Genomic DNA, 18,278 nt, shown 5'->3' with positions numbered 1-18,278 from the left:
GGGTACCTTCCCGATGAAGTAAGGAGCCCACGATGCGAAGAACCGTGGTCCTGGCGTTGACCACCGTCGCCGCCGTCCTCTCCGCTCTCGTCGTCGCCGTGCCGGCAGCACAGGCGCACGGTTACATCTCGTCACCACCCAGCCGGCAGGCGCTCTGCGCGCAGGGACGGGTCGCCAACTGCGGCCAGATCCAGTACGAGCCGCAGAGCGTGGAGGGCCCGAAGGGGCTGCGCAACTGCCACGCCAACATCGGCCACTTCGCGGTGCTGAGCGACGAGAGCCGGAACTGGCCGGCCACCTCGGTCGGCAACTCGGTGACGTTCAACTGGGTGCTGACCGCCCGGCACTCCACCAGCACCTGGGAGTACTACATCGGCAACTCCCGGATCGCCGTGTTCGACGACGGCGGGCGGCAGCCCGGTGCCACGGTCTCGCACAACGTCAGCATGGGCGGCCGGACCGGCCGGCAGAAGCTGCTCGCGGTCTGGAACATCGCCGACACCGCGAACGCCTTCTACGCCTGCGTCGACCTCCAGATCGGTGGCGGCGGAAGCAACCCTCCCAACCCCAACCCCACGCCCACCCGGACGGTGAACCCGACCACGCCACCGCCCACCACCGCACCGCCGCCGGCCGGCGGCACCTGGCAGGCCGGTACGTCGTACCAGGTCGGCAGCCAGGTGACCTACGGTGGGGCGACCTACCGCTGCCGGCAGGCGCACACCGCCATCGCCGGCTGGGAACCGCCGAACGTCGCCGCCCTCTGGCAGCGCGTCTGACCCAGCCCAGGGGCGGCTGCCCCAGCACTGCGGGCGGCTGACCCACCCCTCGGCGGCGTACCCGTCGCGGATACGGACCCGTACCCCCTGCGGGTCCGTATCCGCCACAGGTCCGCCATCCGCATCCGCACCCGGGACCCGGGTGCGACCGCGTACCGGAGACGAGGCCATGACCCGCTACCGCCGTACCGTGATCGTCGCGACGCTGCTGATGCTCGGCGGCTGCGCGTCCGCTCCGAGTGGGACCGGTGCCGCGCCCGCCGTTCCCGCGCCGGGCCCGGCCGGCTCCGCCACCCCGGCCCCGGCCGACGCGGCCGGGGCGTTCAACGAGGCGGACGTGATGTTCCTCCAGATGATGGTGACCCACCACGGTCAGGGCCTGGAGCTGGTACGGCTGGTGGAGAGCCGGGCCCGGCGGACCGAGGTGAAGACCCTGGCCGCCGCGATCGAGGTCACCCAGGACGCCGAGCAGGAGACCATGCGCGACTGGCTGCGCGGCTGGGGTCGGGCCACCTCGGCGGACCCGAACGCGCACGCGCACGCCGACCACGGCGGGTTGCCGGCGACCGGACCGGAGCAGATCGCCGCGCTGGCCCGGACCAGCGGGACCGAGTTCGAGACCGCCTTCCTCAACCTGTTGATCGCGCACCAGCACAACGCCGTCGAGATGGCCCGGGTCGAGACCGGGGCCGGCGTGCACCCGGAATCCCTTGACCTGGCCCGGCGGATCGACCTGTCCCGGACCGCACAGATCAACCAGATGCTGGCGATGCTGCCGTCGGCCCGGTAGGGCCGCCCACCGCCTCCAGCCAGCAACGGGCCGCCGTCGACGGGCGACAGCGGCCCGATCGCCGTTACCGCAGGTAGATGCCGAGGGCGTCGTAGACGTGCCAGGAGCCGGTGTTCTTGTCGATGGTCAGCACGTTCTCCCCGGCCCGAACCGGGGCGGCCGGCAGGGCCAGTTCGACGTACGAGGGCTTCAGCGGACTGCCCGGCACGGTGGCGTCGCCCTCCAGCGAGCCCCGGGTCGCGCCCTTCTCCAGCGGCACCTCGGCCACCGGTACGCCGTTCAGGCCGAAGACCACCGCGCCGGGGATCGAGGCATGGGTGTCGATCAGCCACATCGCCAACCACAGTTCGTCGTCGGGTACGGCGTCCAGGTGGAACCGGAAGCTGAACCGGTGTGACGTCCGGCCGGCCCAGGCGTCCGACGGTCCCGGGTGGATGAACGACCAGTCGGTGCCGGCCGCGTCGGTACCGGCGGTGAAGTCGACGCCGGTGCCGAAACGGGCGGTGTACTGGGCGGTGCCGTTCGGCGCCAGCGCGAGTTCGAGGCTGCGGTGGTCGAACTCGCCGACGGTCGCGACCGGCCGACCGGAGACCGTGACGGACTCGATGCTGGTGCCGGAGAACTCCACCGACGGGTGACTCCGTCCGCCCGCCGCGTCGACCACCACCACCCGGTAGTGCCAGGTCTGTGCCGAGCCGCCCAGCCGGCCGTGCGGGAAGTTCGGATAGACGGTCTTGCCGATCAGGGTCTCCGGGCCGACGGGGAAGCCGGCCGTGCGCGAGCCGTACACGGCGTAGTGGTCGACCAGTGGCCGGTACGCCTCACCCGTCCAGGAGAGCCGGATCCGGCCGAGCTCGCCGGAGGTGCGGGGACGGCCCACGGGTCGGGGTCGGCCGCCGTCGGCGCCCGAGCCGGAGCCGGAGCCGGTGGCCTGCGCCGGAGCGGCGGTCGCCGCCCCGGTCGCGGCCAGCGCCGACACGGTGGCGGCCAGTCCGAGTGCGGTCCGCCGGCTCCGTCCGCCCCGGGAGGCGGGGCTCTGCTGCTGCGTCATCGCGCTGCTCACACCTCTCGGTTCAGGCCGGGTCGCCCGGCCTCGGTGACGAAACGGGCCAGGGTGCCGACCGGGGCACCCGGCCGGGTGACGTACGGCAGGTTCTTGAACTCCGACGTCAGTTCGGTCGGGGTCAGTCGGCAGCTCACGTATCCCCGGCGGGCGTTGTAGAGCTTGACGTGCGGGTTGCTCAACCAGAGCGGCCCGTAGCTGTCGGTCTCGGCGCCGTCCCCGTCCGAGGTGATCGAGCCGGTGACCAGTTCGGTGCCGATCGTCGCCGAGCCCGGGTCGCGCCAGTCGGCCTTCAACTCGGCGGCGACCTGCCGGTGGATGTCCCCGCTGAGCACCAGCGGATTCGGTACGCGGTGCCGTTGCAGCGCCGCGAAGAGCCGGTCCTGGTTGGCCGGGAAGCCGTCCCACTGGTCGTTGCTGTACAGCTCGCCGGCACCGGTGTCCCGGTCGATCTGGGTCATCACCACCCCGGTCGCCATCATGTTCCAGGTCGCCTCGGTACGCCGGAATCCGTCGTACAGCCACTCCTCCTGGCGGTGCCCGAGGATCGAGCGGCGTTCGTCGAGGCGTTCCGGGGAGTTGTCGATGACCAGCCCGGCCGGGTACGGGTCGCGGTGCTGGCGGTTGTCCAGCACGTTCAGTTCGGCCAGCCGGCCCCAGCGCAGCCGGCGGTACAACGCCAGGTCCGGGCCCTTGGGCAGGGATGTGGCACGTAGCGGCAGGTTTTCGTACCACGCGCGGTAGGCCACCGCGCGGCGGCGCAGGAAGTCCTCCGGCGGGATGCCGGTCTCCGACCACTCGTCGGCGTGGTTGTTCTGCACCTCGTGGTCGTCGGTGGTGATCATCCACGGTGCGGCGGCGTGTGCCGCCTGGAGGTTCGGGTCGAGCTTGAACAGCGCATAGCGCAGCCGGTACTGCTCCAGGGTGTGTATCTCGGCGTTGTGCTCGGCCGCGGGCAGCGGTACGCCCTGCCGCCACAGGTTCGTCGCGTTGATCGCGTACTCGTAGATGTAGTCGCCGAGAAAGATGACCATGTCGAGGTCCTGCTGGGCCAGGTGTTCGTACGCGGTGAAGTGGCCGTGGTACCAGGCCTGGCAGGAGGCGGTGGCGAAGCGCAGTTCGCCGGGCATGGCGTCGTACGCCGGGGCGGTCCTGGTCCGGCCGACCGGGCTGATCTCGCCGCCGACCCGGAACCGGTAGAAGTACTCCCGGCCCGGCCGCAGCCCCCGCACCTCGGCGTGTACGGAGTGCGCGAGTTCGGGCGTCGCCAACGCCGGCCCCCGGGTCACCACCCGGCGGAACCGCTCGTCCTCGGCGACCTCGTAGTGCACGGTGTACGACCGCCGGGGCATCCCGCCGTGCCCGTCGGCGGCCAGCGGTTCCGGCGCGAGCCGGGTCCACAGCACCACGCCGTCGGGCAGTGGGTCGCCCGAGGCGACGCCGAGGGTGAACGGGTCGGCCGGAGCCGGTGGATCATGATCGGCGGCGGCGGGATGGCCGGTGCCGAGCACGAATGCCGCGCTGCTCACCCCGGTGAGGGCGAGGAACGAGCGTCGGTTCGGCGATCCGAGGCCGGCGGACGGGTCAGGTGATCTCATTCGCGGCTCCTGGGTGGGGACGGCGGGGACTTCACGGCCTACTTGAGGCCGCCGGAGGTGAGCCCGGCGACGATGCGGCGCTGGAAGACGAGTACGGCGATCACCAGCGGCACGGTGACGACCACGCCGGCCGCCATCTGCGTACCGAACGGCTGGTCGAAGCCGTGCTGGCCGGTGAACTGGGCGACGATGACGTTGGCGGTCTTCATGTCCTGGTCGTTCACCATGGCGAGGGCGATCATGAATTCGTTCCAGGCGACGACGAAGGTGATGATCGCGGTGGTGAAGACGCCGGGTGCGGCGAGTGGCAGGATGATCTTGCGAAACGCCTGACCGGCACCGCAACCGTCCACCATGGCCGCCTGCTCCAGCTCGAACGGCAACTGCCGGAAGAAGGCGGTGAGGTTCCAGACCGCGAGCGGCAGCGCGAAGGAGAGGTTCGGCACGATCATCGCCTGGTAACTGTTGATCCAGCCGATGTCCGTGAAGAGCTTCAACAGCGGAACGATCAGCAAACTGCCCGGGAACATCGACGTGGCGACGATCAGGGCCAGCACCGGTCGCTTGAACCGGAAGTTCAGCCGGGCGAGCGCGTACGCCGCGAAGACCCCGACGATCAGGGTCAGGATCGTGGTCACGCCGGCCACCACCAGGCTGTTGCCAAGGGCCCGGACGAATCCGTTGCCCGGCTGGAAGACCGCCCGGTAGTTGTCCAGCGAGACCGGGCTCGGCAGCGGAGCGGAGTCGAAGATGTCCTGGGTCCGGCGCAGGCTGGAGACCACCATCCAGTAGAACGGCCCGAGGCAGAAGACCGCCACCGCCACCAGGGAGGCATGGTCACCCAGCCGGCGTACGGAGAGCCGTCGCCGACGGGTGCCGGTGCTGTCGCTCACCGCCGTGCCTCCCTGTCCCCGACCAGATCCGCGCCGAGCAGCCTGACGAAGACGTACGCGGCCAGCGCGATGTAGCCGAACAGCAGCGTGGCGCAGGCGGCGGCGGGGCCGTACCGCAGATTCGTCGCCTCGTCCCAGGCGAGCTGCGACAGCGTCTCCACTGCCGGCTCGCGGGCGCCGACGAGCACCTGCGGAAGGTCGAACATCCGCAGCGCGTCCATCATCCGGAACATCACCGCCACCAGCAGCGCCGGCTTGACCAGCGGCAGGGTGATCCGGAAGAAACGCCGGACCCCGGTCGCACCGTCCACCGACGCCGCCTCGTACACCTCCCGGGGGATGACCTGCAGCCCGGCGAGCACGAGCAGCGCCACGAACGGCGCCGTCTTCCAGGTGTCCGCGATGATCACGGCGAACTTCGCCTGGATCCCGTCGGCGGTCCAGAGCACCTGACGGCCCAGGATCGTGTTCGCCACCCCGTCGGTGGCGAAGATCCATCGCCAGAGCAGCGCGGAGATGGCGGTGGGGATCGCCCACGGAACCAGCACCGCGGCCCGGAACAGCGCCCGGCCCCGGAAGGCCCGGTGCATCAGCAGCGCCATCGCCAGCCCGAGCACCGTCTCGATCGCCACGGTGGTGACCGTGAAGAAGGTGGTGTTGCCGAGCGCGGTCCGGAACCGGTCGCCGGCAGCGCCGGAGAACAGGTTGGTGTAGTTGGTCAGCCCGCCGAACCGCTCGCCCTGCACGACGAGCCCGTCGGCGTTCAATCCCTCCGTGGTGACCCGCAGCGAGTCCCAGACCGCGGCGACGATCGGGAAGGCGATGACGACGGCGAGCACCGCGAACGTGGGAGAGAGCAGCGCGACGGCCAGCCGGCCCTGACCGACGCGCCGGGCCGGCCCGGCGAGCGGACCGGCCCCGCCGTACGCCGTCACCCCGTCAGCGCGGCCAGCGCCGCCTGCAGGTCGGTCGTCGCCTGGTCCACGCTCTTCTGCCCGGTCAGCGCGGCGGAGACGTGGTCCTGGATCGCCGCTGTCACGTCGCCGTACCGGACCGCCGCCGGTCGCGGCTTCGCCCGCCCGATGGCCTCCTTCATCACCGCCAGGTAGGGGTAGCGCTGGAGCATCTCCGGGTCGTCGTAGAGCGCCGCGCGGGACAGCGGGAAGGACTGCTTCTTCGCGTACTCCCGCTCGGTCTCCAGGCTCGTGACGTACGCGATGAAGTCCCGCGCGCTGGCCTGGCGCTCGGAGAACGCGGAAACCGCCAGGTTGTTGCCACCGAGGGTGCCCGAGCCGAGCCCGTCCTTGCCGGGCAGCGGCGCCACGTCGAACCTGCCGTTCACCTTGGACGAGCCGTCGGCGGCCGAGGCGAGCGCGTAGACGTACGCCCAGTTGCGGTGGAACAGCAGCCGGCCCTCCTGGAACTCGCGGCGCCCCTCCTCCTCCTTGAAGGTGATGCCCTTGCTCGGGATCCGGCCCTGCTTGAAGCCGTCCACCAGGAACGACAGCCCCTCCCGCACCGCCGGAGTGGTGAGCTGCGGCTTGCCCGCCGGGTCGAAGACGGTTCCGCCGGCGGACTGCACCGCCTCGGAGAAGTTGACGGTGAGGCCCTCGTACTTGTCGTACTGGCCGGCGTAGCAGGCGACGCCCTTGCCGGCGGGCAGCTTGGCCACCGCCGCACAGGCGTCGGCCAGCGCCGCCCAGGTCTTCGGAGGCTCCTTGATGCCGGCTGCGGCCAGCAGGTCGGTCCGGTAGTAGAGCACCCCGGTACCAGTCAGCCACGGCGCGGCGTACAGCCGGTCCCGGTACAGCCCGGTCTCCAGCGCCGGGGCAAGGAAGCTCGCCGGGTCGAACTTGTCCTTCGGCAGTTCGACGACCCAGCTTCGGGCGGCGAACTCCGCTGTCCAGACCGCGTCGAGCGTGACGACGTCGTACGACTTCGACTTGATCTGGGCGTTCTGCACCAGCATCTGGCGTACCTGGTCGGCGGCCTCCGGCAGCTCGACCATGCGTACCCGCTCGTCCGGATGGGCGCTGTTCCAGCTGTCCACAAGGGTCTGCAACTGCCCGGTGTTGTCCTTCCCGGTGGCGAAGGTGATCTCGCCACGGCCGTCGGTCGTGGCCGTCGGCTCGCTGTCCGAGCCGCACCCGCCCAGCGTCAGCGCCAGGCACAGCGCCGTACCGGTACGGGCCAGCAGCACCCTGGTGCCGGCCGTCCTCGAAGTCCCGCGCCTCGTCGGCGTCCTGTGCGTCATCGGCGTCCTGTGCGTCATCGGATCAGTCGCCTTTCCTCGGGGTGGTCGGGGCGATGTCCACCACCGTCCCGGTACGGCGGGCCTGCTCGGCGGCCCAGACCACGCGATGGCCCGCCAGGGCATGCCGCGCGTCGGAACCCAGCAGGGACGGATCGCCGGTGGCGATCGCCGACACGAACGCGTCGGTCAGTGCCTCGTCACCGCCACCGTGCCCGTGCAGTTCCTCGTCGGCGCCGGCGGTCTCGATCGTCTCCACCTGCCCGGAGACGAAGTCGTGCACGGTCAGCCGGCGCCCGTCGCCCTCGATGGCGCCGTGGGTGCCGAAGAGTCGGGTCTGCCGCTGGGCGAGCGGGGTGAAGGCGGTGACGGTGAACGAGCCGGTCCGGCCGGATCCGAACTCCAGGTTCACCACCTGGTGGTCGACGACGTCGTTGTCGCTGGCGTACACACAGCGCCCGTACGGCCCGTCGGCGAGCGCGGCGAGTACGCCGGCCCGGGTGACGTCGTGGGTCACCGCGCCCAGCGGCCAGGCCTCCCGGCGGGGATCGCCGAGGCAGGAGAGGTAGAGCCGGGGCGCGGAGTAGGGGCAGTCCGGCTCTACCGGGCAGCTGACGCAACGGTCGGTGGCACCGGCCGGCCGCTGCTCGGCCCGGAAGTGTGAGCGCCGGCCGAACGAGGAGACCCGGACCGGGGTCTCGCCCATCACGTAGCTGATCCAGTCGATGTCGTGGCAGGACTTGGTCAGCAACATCGGGCCGGAGGTGTCCGTACGGCGCCAGTTGCCCCGGACGTACGAGTGGGCGTAGTGCCACCAGCCGATCGGCTCGAGGTGCTGGATGCTGATCGGCTCGCCGATCCGGCCCTGACCGACCAGCTCTCGGAGTTTGCGGGTGTAGGGCATATAACGGAGCACGTGACAGACGGCGAGCATGGTCCCGGCGTGCTCGACGGCCTCGACGATCCGGACGGAGTCGGCCTCGTCGGGCGCCATCGGCTTCTCCAGCAGGATGTGGTAGCCCAGCCCGGCGAACCGGACAGCCGGCTCGGCGTGCTCGCTGTCCTGGGTCGCGATGACGATGCCGTCCGCGATCCGGCCGATCCCGGCGAGGTCCCGCCAGTCCGCGAAGGTCCGCGCGGGCGCGATCCCGAATTCGGCGGCGAACCGGGCCCGGCGTACCGGATCGGGTTCCGCGACCGCGACGACGGCCGTGCCGGTCGCGTGGGCCCGTCTGGCGTAGATCGTGCCGCGCAGCCCTGCCCCGGCCACCGCCAGTGTCACCTCCGGCATCCGCCTCACCTGCCTGTTCTGCTCCGTGGTCCGCCGTCTGCCCGGACCGACCCGGCGCGCCCCTGGCAGGGCCGCGGTCCTGCCGGCCGGTAAGGTTCCTTTACGAAAAGTCTTTTCGAAAGATGATTTCTTAACCTGGTCGCTTCGTCGGTCGATGTCAAGGGGTGCCTGTGGCCGAAGTTCCTCTGCACGGAGGCGATCCCTCGGTGCTGCGCCGGCTCAATCTCGCCGCCACGCTGCGCGGCCTGCGCGGTGGCGGTGAGCCGACCGTCACCGAACTGGCCGGTCAGGTCGGCCTGTCCCGCCCCACGACCGAGGGCGTGCTCGTCGAGCTGGTCGGCCGTGGTCTGGCCGAGGAGGTGGCCCCGGACGCGGGTCGCCGGCTGGGTCGCCCCGCCCGGCGCTACCGGTTCCGGGCCGAGGCCGGGTACGCGCTGGGCATGGAGATCGACGCGCGCCGGGTGCTGCTGCTCCTGGCCGACCTCGACGGCCGGGTGGTCGGCGTCCACCGGGCGGACCTGGAGGTCGACTGCCCGGCCCGGGAGCGGCTGACGGCGGTCCGGGCCGCGGTGGCGACCTGCCTGGCCGAGGCGGACGTGTCCCGTTCCCGGCTGTGGGCCGTCGCGGCCGGCACCCCAGGGGTGATCGACCCGTCCGGCCGGGTCGCGTTCTGCACCGTGGTGCCCGACTGGGACGGCGTCCACCTCGCCCGGGAACTCGGCCGATCGTTCCCCTGCCCGGTGCTGGTCGAGAACGACGCCAACCTGGCGGCGGTGGCCGAACGCTGGCGCGGCGCCGCCCAGGGCGTCGACGACCTGGTGTACATCCTCGCCGGGCTGCACACCGGCACCGGAACCGTGATCGGCGGCCGGCTGCACCGGGGCCGCTGGGGCGCGGCCGGCGAGGTGGGCGTGATCCCCGGGCTCGGCCTGCGGGACACCACCGAGGAGCTGGCCGGCGAACCGCAGCCGGGCGTGGCGGAGCGGATGGCCGAGAAGGTGCTGGTGGCCGCGCAGGCGGGCGATCCGGCCGCCCGGGCCCGGGTCGAGCGGCTCGCCGCGCGGATGGCCGTGGGCGTCGCGGCGATGGTGCTGGCGATCGACCCGGAAACCGTCGTCGTCGGCGGCGCACTGACGCTGGCCGGAGACCTGCTCGTGACCGAGCTGCGCCGGCACGTCCAACCGTTCTGCCTCAGCCCGACCCGGATCGAGGCGTCCACGCTCGGCGACGAGTCGGTCGGGCTCGGCGCCGTACGGCTGGCCCTGGACCGGATCGACGACGTCCTGTTCCGGATCGAGGGGCCGGGCTGAGATCCCGGCACTGTGGTTCACTGTCGGATGGGAACCGGGAAAGCGGATGGGGGACCGGGAAAGAGGAGGCGGCCGTGCAGCTACCGGCAGTGCTCGGTGAGCCGATCCGGTTCGTGCTCAACTGGGGACGGCGCTACTCGCTCTGGGTCTTCAACTTCGGGCTGGCCTGCTGCGCCATCGAGTTCATCGCCACCAGCATGGGTCGGCACGACTTCATCCGGCTGGGCGTGATCCCGTTCGCGCACGGCCCGCGCCAGGCCGATCTGATGGTGGTCTCCGGCACGGTCACCGACAAGATGGCCCCGGCGATCAAGCGGCTCTACGACCAGATGCCCGAGCCGAAGTACGTCATCTCGTTCGGCGCCTGCTCGAACTGCGGTGGGCCGTACTGGGACTCGTACTCGGTGACCAAGGGCGTGGACCAGATCATCCCGGTCGACGTCTACGTGCCGGGCTGCCCGCCGCGTCCGGAGGCGCTGCTGCACGGGATCCTGCGCCTTCAGGAGAAGATCGCGGCGGAACAGTCCGGGATCGGCGGCGTCGCCCGGCCCGACGCGCTGGAATCGCCGGCCGACCGCACCGGCCCGCCCGCCGGGCGCAGCGTCGAGTCGCTGACCGCCGCTCCGGTCGCACCACCTGCCGGAGATCGCTGACCGGTGGGCCGGTAGCCGCGGGCACGCCGGAATTGGCAGGTTGACCGATTGGGCCCGCGCACTGCCGTCCTCGCGGTTACTCTCGCGACTCATGAGATTGCTGAGGGTTACCGGGGTTGCCGGGGCGGCTGGGGTGACGGGGGCGATCGTGGCGGTCCTCGCCGTCGCGGCGGCCGGCCCGGCGGTGGCCGTACCGGTCGGTTCGGTGCCCTTGACCGGCTACACCGGGGTGGTCAGTGACGAGTCCGGCCAGCCGGTCGCCGGGGCCTGCCTCACGCTGCTGCGTACCGAGACCGAGTCGCAGGGCGAGTTCTGTGCCGACGCGCGGGGGCGCTACGCCATCAGCGGCGTTCCCACCGACCTCGGCTACCGGGTCCGGGTGACGGCGCCCGGGTACCGGACACACTGGTGGCCGGACACACCCGACCACCTCAACGCCGAGGCCGTCTGGGTCCCCGGTACGACCCTGGTGCAGCGGAACGTCACCGTCGGGCGGGGTGCCGGCACCGTCCGGGGCCGGATCGTGGACGACTCCGGCGCCCCGGCCGAGGCCACGGTCAGCATCTGGGCCGCCGACCGGGACTGGCGGGTGCTGGCGTACACCACGCCGGGCGGGGACGGCCGGTACGAGATCCGCAACCTGCCGCCGGGGCAGTATCAGGCGGCCCTCTTCAACGACGTGTACGGCACCCAGTGGCTGCCCGGCCGCCAGGACCGGACCGCCGCGTCGGCGTACCCGCTCGTCGACGGGCAGACCCTGGTGCTGGACGAGCGCTGGCTGCCGCTCGGCACCGTCGAGGTACGGGTGACCGATGCGGCGACCGGGCTGCCCGTACCCCGGCCCTGTGCCCGGATCGACACACCGCTGCGGACCCTGGACACCTGTGGTGCCGCCGGCCTGGTCCGGCTCGGACAGGTCCCGCCGGGGCACTGGACGGTCGCCGTCGACGCCGTACCCTCGCACTTCGCGCCCGAGCAGCCGGTACCGGTCGACGTCGTCCGGGGTGCGGTCACCCCGCTGGCGGTGGAGTTGGTGGCCGGTGCCGGGGTGACCACCACCGTGCGGGACGCGCTGACCGGTGGGCCGGCGGACCGGATCTGTGTACGCCTCGTCGCGCCGAAGTGGGGTGGCCAGTCGGTCGGCCAGGGCGGCTACTGCTCGGACGAGACCGGGCGGCTGGCGATCGGGCCGTTGACCACCTCGACCACCGCGCAGCTCTACGCGTACCAGGCCGTCGACCCGTACGACCCGCCGGCCCGGCGGTACGGCGCCCAGTGGGTCACCGCGAACGGCGGCTCGGGAGACCAGCGCGCCGCGCTCCGGGTGACGATCCGGCCGGGTACGACCGTCGCCATCGCACCGATCCGGATGGACCCGCCCGGGGCGGTCAGCGGGACCGTCTCGGACGCGACGACCGGCGCGCCGGTGCCGGGCGTCTGCGCCCACCCGTACGCCTTCCGGCCGGACCGGGGACCGGGGCACGGTCGGCACTGCTCGGCGGCCGACGGCCGGTACACCATCGACGACCTCGGCCCGTACCGCTGGCCGGTGCAGTTCGTGCCGCCGCTGGGCAGCCGGTACGCCTGGCAGTGGTCCGGTGACGTGGCCGATCGGTTCAGCGCCAGCCTGACGTCGGTGCCCGTCGGCGGGGCTGCCACCGTGCCCGCCCGGCTCGTCGCCGGAGGCACGCTGGCCGGCACGGTCACCCGGGACGGTGGTCCGGCCGGTTCCGGGTACGTCTGGACGTACCACCGCCGCACCGGAGACGTCGCCGGGGCGGGGCCGGCGTACCTCCGGCCGGGCGGCGGATTCGCCCTGCCCGGCCACCGCACCCAACAGGTGTACGTCGAGTACCGGGACCCGACCACCACCTGCTGGTACGGCACGGTGCCCCCGGTCGCGACGGCGGTCGGGGTGACCGCCGGAGCCACCACGACGGTGGCGATGGACCTGGCCGACACGTGCGCGCCCCGACCAACCGGCTAGCCCAGCCGGGCCGGTTAGGCAGGACACAGCGGGTCGGTTAGCCAGGCCACAGCCGCCGGTGGAGCGGCAGGTCTAACCTGCGGATCATGACCGACGACACCGAACGGCGAGCGGAGTGGCTGGTCGACGTCTTGATCGCCGAATTCGGCGACTCCATTGCCGTCGATCCCGCTGCGTTCCGGCGCAAGTTCCGGAAGATGGCCGCCTCACCGTTCGCCTTCTACCGGGGCAGCGCGTCGGTCTTCTACGCCGACCTGTCCGGCGAGTTCGCCGACGACCGGTTCCTCGACGCCCGGACCAGCCGGGTGTGGATCCACGGGGACCTGCACGCCGAGAACTTCGGCACGTACATGAACGGCTCCGGCCAACTGGTCTTCAACGTGAACGACTTCGACGAGGCGTACGTCGGGCCGTTCTCCTGGGATCTGAAGCGGTTCGCGGCCAGCGTCGCCCTGCTCGGGTACGGCAAGGCGCTCTCCGACACCGCGATCGGCGACCTGGTCACCCGGTTCGCCACCGCGTACCTCACCGAGCTGCGGGCCATCGCCAGCGGCGGGGACGACGCGATCGGGTCGATCATGCTGGACAACGCCGACGGCGTGCTGCGGCGGGTGCTCCAGCAGGCCCGGCTCAGCACCCGGGTCGACCTGCTCGCCGCGCAGACCACCATCGACCAGTACGAGCGCCGGTTCTCCCTCGGCGACGGGGTGTACGAGGTCGACCGCGAGGTCCGGGCCGGCGTGATCGAGGCGTTCGAGCACTATCTGAACACCCTGCCACCGGCGACTGCGGACATCCGGCCGGTGGCCGTGCACATCAAGGACGTGGTGCTGCGTAAGGGCGTCGGAATCGGCTCGGCCGGGCTGCCGTCGTACAACCTGCTGCTGGAGGGGCACACCCAGGCGCTGGAGAACGACGTGGTCATCTACATGAAGCGCGCCCAGGTGCCGGCGGTCGCCCGGTACGTCGACGACGAGGGCGTACGCGGCTACTTCCGGCACCAGGGTCACCGTACGGCCGAGTCGCAGCGGGCCTTGCAGGCGCACGCGGACCCGTGGCTGGGCTTCACCGAGCTGGACGGGCACGGGCAGCTCGTCGCCGAGGTCTCCCCGTACGCCGCCGACCTGGACTGGTCCGACGTCAACGAGCCGGAGGAACTGGCCGGCGTCCTCGGCGACCTGGGTCGGGCGGTGGCCCGGATGCACTCGGTGGCCGACGACGAGTCGAGTCACGATCTGGTCGACTTCTCCACCGAGGAGGCGATCGTCGCCTCGGTCGAGACCGACGAGGACGGCTTCGTGGCGCACCTGGTCGAGTTCGCGCACGCGTACGGGGCACGGGCCCGGCAGGACCACCAGATCTTCGTGGACCTGTTCCGCAACGGCCAGCTGCCGGGGATCTGAGTCCCGACGCCGCCGGGGTCGCGAGGGGGCGTTCCTGTCGGTCGCGCTCGTTAGGATCCGCCGATCGGATTGGTGGCGACCGGGCGGGGGCGACGTGTTCGCGGGACTGGACGAGATCGACTGGGCGTCGATGCATCACGCGTACGGGCCGGCCGTCGAGGTGCCCGAGCTGCTGCGGGGACTGGTTTCCGACGATCCCGCGGTCCGCGAGACGGCCCTCGACGGGATGCACGGCGCAGTGCACCACCAGGGTGATGTCTACGAGTGCACGCTCGCCTGCGTCCCGTACCTCTTCGAGGCGGTCACCCGGCCGGGTGGGCCCGGCCGGGGCCCGATCGTGGCGCTGCTCGCCAGCATCGGCTGCGCCGAGGTCGACGACCCGGAGGAACTGGCCAGGTCGATCGCGGCCGACACGGACCACTACGGGGAGGACGCGGAGGACTGGGCGGACAACTACCGGCGGGCCCAGCAGGCGGTCGCGGCCGGCCACCCGGTGTTCCTGGACCTGCTCGTCGACCCGGATCCGGAAGTCCGCCGAGCCGTGCCCGAGGCGCTGCTGGTGTGCCGGGCCGAGGCGCCCCGGGTGCTCGACACGCTGCGGCGACGGCTGCCGGTCGAACGGGATCCCGAAGCCCGGACCGCCCTGGTCGAAACGGTCGGTACGCTCGTCCGCCGGGCCGCCGCCGGCCAACTGACCAGCGTGGACGAGCCCGAGTTGCGGGCGGCGACGGAGTGGCTCGTCGACCTCGTCGGCGGCGCGACAGAGCCGGCGCTCGCCGGCCCGGCCGAAGCGTCCGTCGATCCGGCGGTCGGTGGTCGCGTCGAGCCGGCGTTGCGGCTGGCCGCCCTTACCGCGGTCAGCGGCGGAACGCCGGCCATGTTGCCCGCCGACCTGGTGCCGCGCGCCCTCGCCCTGCTCGACGCGGCGTACCGGCCGGACGGGCCGGTTCCCGAGCCGGCCGGATTCCACACCGACACTCTGCTCGGCGCCGTCCGCGAGCTTCGTGAAGCCGATGTCGCCGGCCGGCACAGCCCACGGCTCGGGCCGGCCGTCAGCGACCTGAGCCGGTCCCTCGGTGACCGGGTGCCGGACCGGATCCAGCTCCTCGGCGCCCTGCTCCGGTCGTCCGACTGGGAACGTCGGCTGGACGCGGTCCGGGCCGCCGGCAATCTCATCGACGGCTGGCGGGGCGACTACCGGGACCTCGTCGCCGCGATCGGCCGGCAGTTGTCGGACCCGAATCCACGGCTCTCCCGGGCGGCGGGCCGGGCACTCGTCCACCTCGGTGAGCTGAACCGGCCGGTGGTCGACGTGCTCGCCGAGAGCGTGGCCGGCGCGGCACCCGAGGAGTCGCACCGCCGGGACGCCTGCCCACCTGCCTGGATCACGGTGTGGCCGAGCCACGCGCCCACCGTCGGCGACACACTGCTCGCCCTCGCCGAGCTCGGCGATCCACGGGCGGTGCCGCCGCTGCGCTGGGCGTTGGAGCGCGACGATCCGCCGAAGGACGTCGGCGCCGCGGTGAGTTCCCTCGGTCCGACCGCCGTCGCACTGCTGCCGCTGATCCGGCATCAGCTGCGCACCCTGCCCGAGTCGGCCGCCGATCTCGCCGTCCGCCGCCAGGACCTGACGTGCGCGGTATGCAGCTTCGGCCCGGCCGGCGCGGCGGCCCTGCCGGAACTGCTGCCGCTGGCCACGCACGAGTACGTGATCCGGCCTCTCGGGCGGCTCGGCCCGGCCGCGCACGACGCCGTGCCGGTGCTGCGACCGCTGCTCGACGCGCCGGAACGGGGCCTGGCGCTCGCCACCGTCTCGGCGCTGTACCGGATCACCGGAGATCCGGTGCCGGTGCTTCCGGTGCTCGGCCGGTTCCTCGACGGCGACCAGTACGACGTGACGGCGGCGGCCGTCGAGATCGCCGAGATCGGGCCGGCCGCCGCCGGTCACCTTCCCCGGCTCCGTGTCCTGCTGGCGGGGCCGGACCCGCACGGTTGGCTGCACCTGCGCGTCGCGCAGGCACTCTGGCGGGTCGCCGGGGACGCCGACGCCGTCCTGCCGGTGCTGGCGGCACTCTGGGACCGCAACCAGTACACCCGGACGACGGTGGCGACGATCTGGGCGGAGATCGGCCCGCCGGCCGCGGCCGCGTTGCCGTTGCTCCGGGCCGAGCAGGCCCGGCCCCGTCGGCACACCGCCCGGGACAGCGGCTCGGGCAGCAGCCAGGTCACCGAGGACGAGGAACTGCTGCGGGTGATGGCCGGTACGGTCGACGCGCTCCAACCGGCCGGCGAATAACGCCACCCCCGCTGGTCACTGCTCGAAGTCGAGGACGACCTTGATGTCGTCGGCCTGCGGGCTGTACGCCTCGGACCACGCGCTGACCGGAACCCGTCGGGTGATCATCCGGCTGAGCCAGGCGGGGTCGGCGGCGGCCAGCGCCTCGGCGGCCGACTCCCAGTGTCGGCGGTTGGCGTTCACGGTGCCGAAGACGACGTTGTTCTCCAGCACCAGCGCCCGGTTGAGCGCGCCCGCGTCGAAGTCGATCGTCCGGCCGCCCGACGAGACGCCGGTGAGGCAGACGATGCCGTTCGGGGCGGCCTGGCACATCGAGTCCAGGACCACCGGCGGCGCGCCGGTGCACTCCAGCACGATGTCGAACTCGCGCCCCAGCTCGTGGACGGTGCCGGTGTGGAACTGGCCGCCGAGGGCTTCCACCAGCGCCGGCTTCTCGCCGTTGGCCGACCGGTTCAGCACGTGCACCTCCAGGCCGCGCTGCGCGGCGAGCAGGGCGGCGAGCAGGCCGATCGGCCCCGCGCCGGCGACCAGTACGGTCCTCGGCTCCCAGGTGGCCCGGCTGCCGATCCGTTCGATGTGCTCCCACGCCTTCGCCACCACGCTGGTCGGTTCGAGCAGCATGCCCAACTCGGCCAGCTTCGGGTCGAGCCGTACGGCGAACTTCGGCGGGATCCGCCACCGGTCCCGGGCGAAGCCCTGCAACCCCTTGATGCCGTGCTCGGTGTACTGGCCGTTACGGCACATGTCCCATTCGCCGACCGCACAGTTGGTGCAGGGCACGGGATCGGGGTAGCGCACGATCCCGGCGACCACGTCACCCGGGGACAGCGCCCCGCTGGAGTCCTCGACGACCCGGCCGAGCGACTCGTGCCCGAGTACCAGGTCGGTCGAGCCGGGCGCCGGCTCGCCGTACTCACCACGGATGATCTCGTGGTCGGTGCCGCAGACGCCGACCGCGATCGCCTCGACCAGCACCGCACCCTCGGCGGTGTCCGGCTCGGGAAAGTCCTCGACCAGCCGTACCGAGTGGGGCGTACCCGGAGTAACGGTTATCGCGCGCACCCGGCTCATTCTTCCCTGCCGACCTGCCCGGTACGCCCGAACCGGGCTTTGTGGCACGGCAATCTGGCACCGCGCCGAGGCGAGGTCGACGCGATCCGGCCGGCTCTGCCGGTCGATGGCCGGCGACGTCCGGGCCGGATGGCCATAGGATCGCGGGCATGACGCCGGAACAGGTCGGTAACCGGTTGGCCGCCCTGCTCGCCCAGCCGGGCGCGAGGGAGGCCACGCCCACGGCCCCGGCCGCGACGCCCGCTGGGCCAGCCGTGGAGGCGCACGCCGAGGCCGAGGGGGACGCGGGCGCGCAGGCGCCGGTCACCGTCGGCCAGTCCGGCGGCCAGGCGTACGCGCGGGCGACCGTGGACGTTCCGCCGGCCGGTTGGCGGGACGCCGTCCAGGCCGCCCGGGACGATGCCGAGCTGGCCTGCGACTTCTTCGACTGGCTCTCCGCCGTCGACGAGCTGGCCGACGGGTTCGACATTGTCGTACACCTCTGGTCGACCGCGCACCGGCACGGCGTACTGCTCCGGACCCGGGTACCCCGGGACGCCGCCACCGTCCCGTCGGTGGTGGACCTGTTCCCCGGGGCGGCCTGGCACGAGCGGGAGACCCACGAGATGTTCGGCATCGACTTCGAGGGACATCCCGATCTCGCCCCGCTGCTGCTGCCGCCGGAGTTCGAGGGGCATCCGCTGCGCAAGGAGTTCGTCCTCGCCTCCCGGGTCGCGAAGGCCTGGCCAGGCGCGAAGGAGCCCGGCGAGTCCGAGGCCGGTACGACGCGTCGGCAGGCGATGCGCCCGCCGGGCGTACCGGCTCCGGGTGAATGGGGACCGGCGGCGGCCGTACCCGGAACCGAGAGCCCGCCGGAGCGGCCGGCCCGGCGCCGTCCTCCGGCCGGCCCGCCC

The 18,278-nt window shown here is 72.4% G+C and carries 14 protein-coding genes and 1 pseudogene; 8 read left to right on the top strand and 7 right to left on the bottom strand.

All coding sequences use genetic code 11. From position 1 onward, the window contains the following. The first annotated feature begins 32 nt into the window (after positions 1-32). Entirely contained in the window at positions 33-779 is a 747-nt protein-coding gene (locus tag H4W31_RS04470) for a lytic polysaccharide monooxygenase (RefSeq protein ID WP_192765483.1), read from the top strand. A 169-nt stretch (positions 780-948) separates the two neighbouring features. Next, complete coding sequence (locus tag H4W31_RS04465) at positions 949-1,569, top strand: DUF305 domain-containing protein (RefSeq protein ID WP_192765482.1); 621 nt, start codon at positions 949-951, stop codon at positions 1,567-1,569. A 64-nt stretch (positions 1,570-1,633) separates the two neighbouring features. Here the strand turns inward: H4W31_RS04465 and H4W31_RS04460 are convergent, their stop codons facing one another. Genes H4W31_RS04460 through H4W31_RS04435 form a run of 6 tightly spaced genes read right to left on the bottom strand, consistent with a single transcriptional unit; the run spans position 1,634 to position 8,665 of the window. Next, on the bottom strand, positions 1,634-2,620 hold the full coding sequence (locus H4W31_RS04460) for a hypothetical protein (RefSeq protein WP_225945387.1): 987 nt from the start codon (positions 2,618-2,620) through the stop codon (positions 1,634-1,636). A gap of 8 nt (positions 2,621-2,628) precedes the next feature. Further along, a complete protein-coding gene (locus H4W31_RS04455; RefSeq protein ID WP_192765481.1) occupies positions 2,629-4,230 on the bottom strand; it encodes an alkaline phosphatase D family protein in 1,602 nt (533 codons plus the stop codon). A gap of 38 nt (positions 4,231-4,268) precedes the next feature. Further along, the gene (locus H4W31_RS04450; protein ID WP_318783018.1) at positions 4,269-5,123 is read right to left on the bottom strand and encodes a carbohydrate ABC transporter permease; all 855 of its coding nucleotides are present in this window, start codon (positions 5,121-5,123) and stop codon (positions 4,269-4,271) included. After that, the gene (locus tag H4W31_RS04445; RefSeq protein ID WP_318783017.1) at positions 5,120-6,058 is read right to left on the bottom strand and encodes a carbohydrate ABC transporter permease; all 939 of its coding nucleotides are present in this window, start codon (positions 6,056-6,058) and stop codon (positions 5,120-5,122) included. Before H4W31_RS04445 ends, H4W31_RS04450 begins: the two co-directional genes overlap by 4 nt. Next, the gene (locus H4W31_RS04440) at positions 6,055-7,377 is read right to left on the bottom strand and encodes an ABC transporter substrate-binding protein (protein ID WP_192765480.1); all 1,323 of its coding nucleotides are present in this window, start codon (positions 7,375-7,377) and stop codon (positions 6,055-6,057) included. The genes H4W31_RS04445 and H4W31_RS04440 overlap by 4 nt, the downstream gene beginning before the upstream one ends. A 22-nt stretch (positions 7,378-7,399) precedes the next feature. Continuing rightward, entirely contained in the window at positions 7,400-8,665 is a 1,266-nt protein-coding gene (locus H4W31_RS04435; RefSeq protein WP_192765479.1) for a Gfo/Idh/MocA family protein, read from the bottom strand. Between the two features lie 170 nt (positions 8,666-8,835). Here H4W31_RS04435 and H4W31_RS04430 point away from each other — a divergent pair, with 170 nt between their 5' ends. The 5 genes from H4W31_RS04430 to H4W31_RS04410 all read left to right on the top strand — a co-directional run bounded on the left by H4W31_RS04430 (position 8,836) and on the right by H4W31_RS04410 (position 16,314). Further along, complete coding sequence (locus H4W31_RS04430; RefSeq protein WP_318783016.1) at positions 8,836-9,975, top strand: ROK family protein; 1,140 nt, start codon at positions 8,836-8,838, stop codon at positions 9,973-9,975. 74 nt (positions 9,976-10,049) lie between these two features. After that, positions 10,050-10,628, top strand: coding sequence for an NADH-quinone oxidoreductase subunit B (locus H4W31_RS04425; RefSeq protein ID WP_192765478.1), 579 nt, complete (start codon positions 10,050-10,052; stop codon positions 10,626-10,628). 91 nt (positions 10,629-10,719) lie between these two features. After that, on the top strand, positions 10,720-12,615 hold the full coding sequence (locus tag H4W31_RS04420) for a carboxypeptidase-like regulatory domain-containing protein (RefSeq protein WP_192765477.1): 1,896 nt from the start codon (positions 10,720-10,722) through the stop codon (positions 12,613-12,615). 86 nt (positions 12,616-12,701) lie between these two features. Further along, positions 12,702-14,018, top strand: coding sequence for a DUF2252 domain-containing protein (locus H4W31_RS04415; RefSeq protein ID WP_192765476.1), 1,317 nt, complete (start codon positions 12,702-12,704; stop codon positions 14,016-14,018). A gap of 94 nt (positions 14,019-14,112) precedes the next feature. Next, positions 14,113-16,314 carry a PBS lyase gene (locus tag H4W31_RS04410; RefSeq protein WP_192765475.1) on the top strand — a complete coding sequence of 734 codons (2,202 nt, stop codon included), beginning with the start codon at positions 14,113-14,115 and terminating at the stop codon, positions 16,312-16,314. Positions 16,315-16,329: 15 nt separating this feature from the next. Here H4W31_RS04410 and H4W31_RS04405 read toward each other — a convergent pair whose 3' ends face one another. Next, complete coding sequence (locus H4W31_RS04405; RefSeq protein ID WP_192765474.1) at positions 16,330-17,376, bottom strand: glucose 1-dehydrogenase; 1,047 nt, start codon at positions 17,374-17,376, stop codon at positions 16,330-16,332. A 158-nt stretch (positions 17,377-17,534) separates the two neighbouring features. Between H4W31_RS04405 and H4W31_RS04400 the strand changes: the two are divergent. Continuing rightward, positions 17,535-18,221: pseudogene (locus H4W31_RS04400) on the top strand (NADH-quinone oxidoreductase subunit C); the annotation flags it as partial. Positions 18,222-18,278: the final 57 nt, after the last annotated feature.

Origin of the sequence: Plantactinospora soyae (assembly GCF_014874095.1) — a bacterium.
GTDB lineage: Bacteria > Actinomycetota > Actinomycetes > Mycobacteriales > Micromonosporaceae > Plantactinospora > Plantactinospora soyae.
The sequence above is the reverse complement of the archived record's forward strand: the minus strand, read 5'-3'. Positions and strand labels throughout refer to the sequence as shown.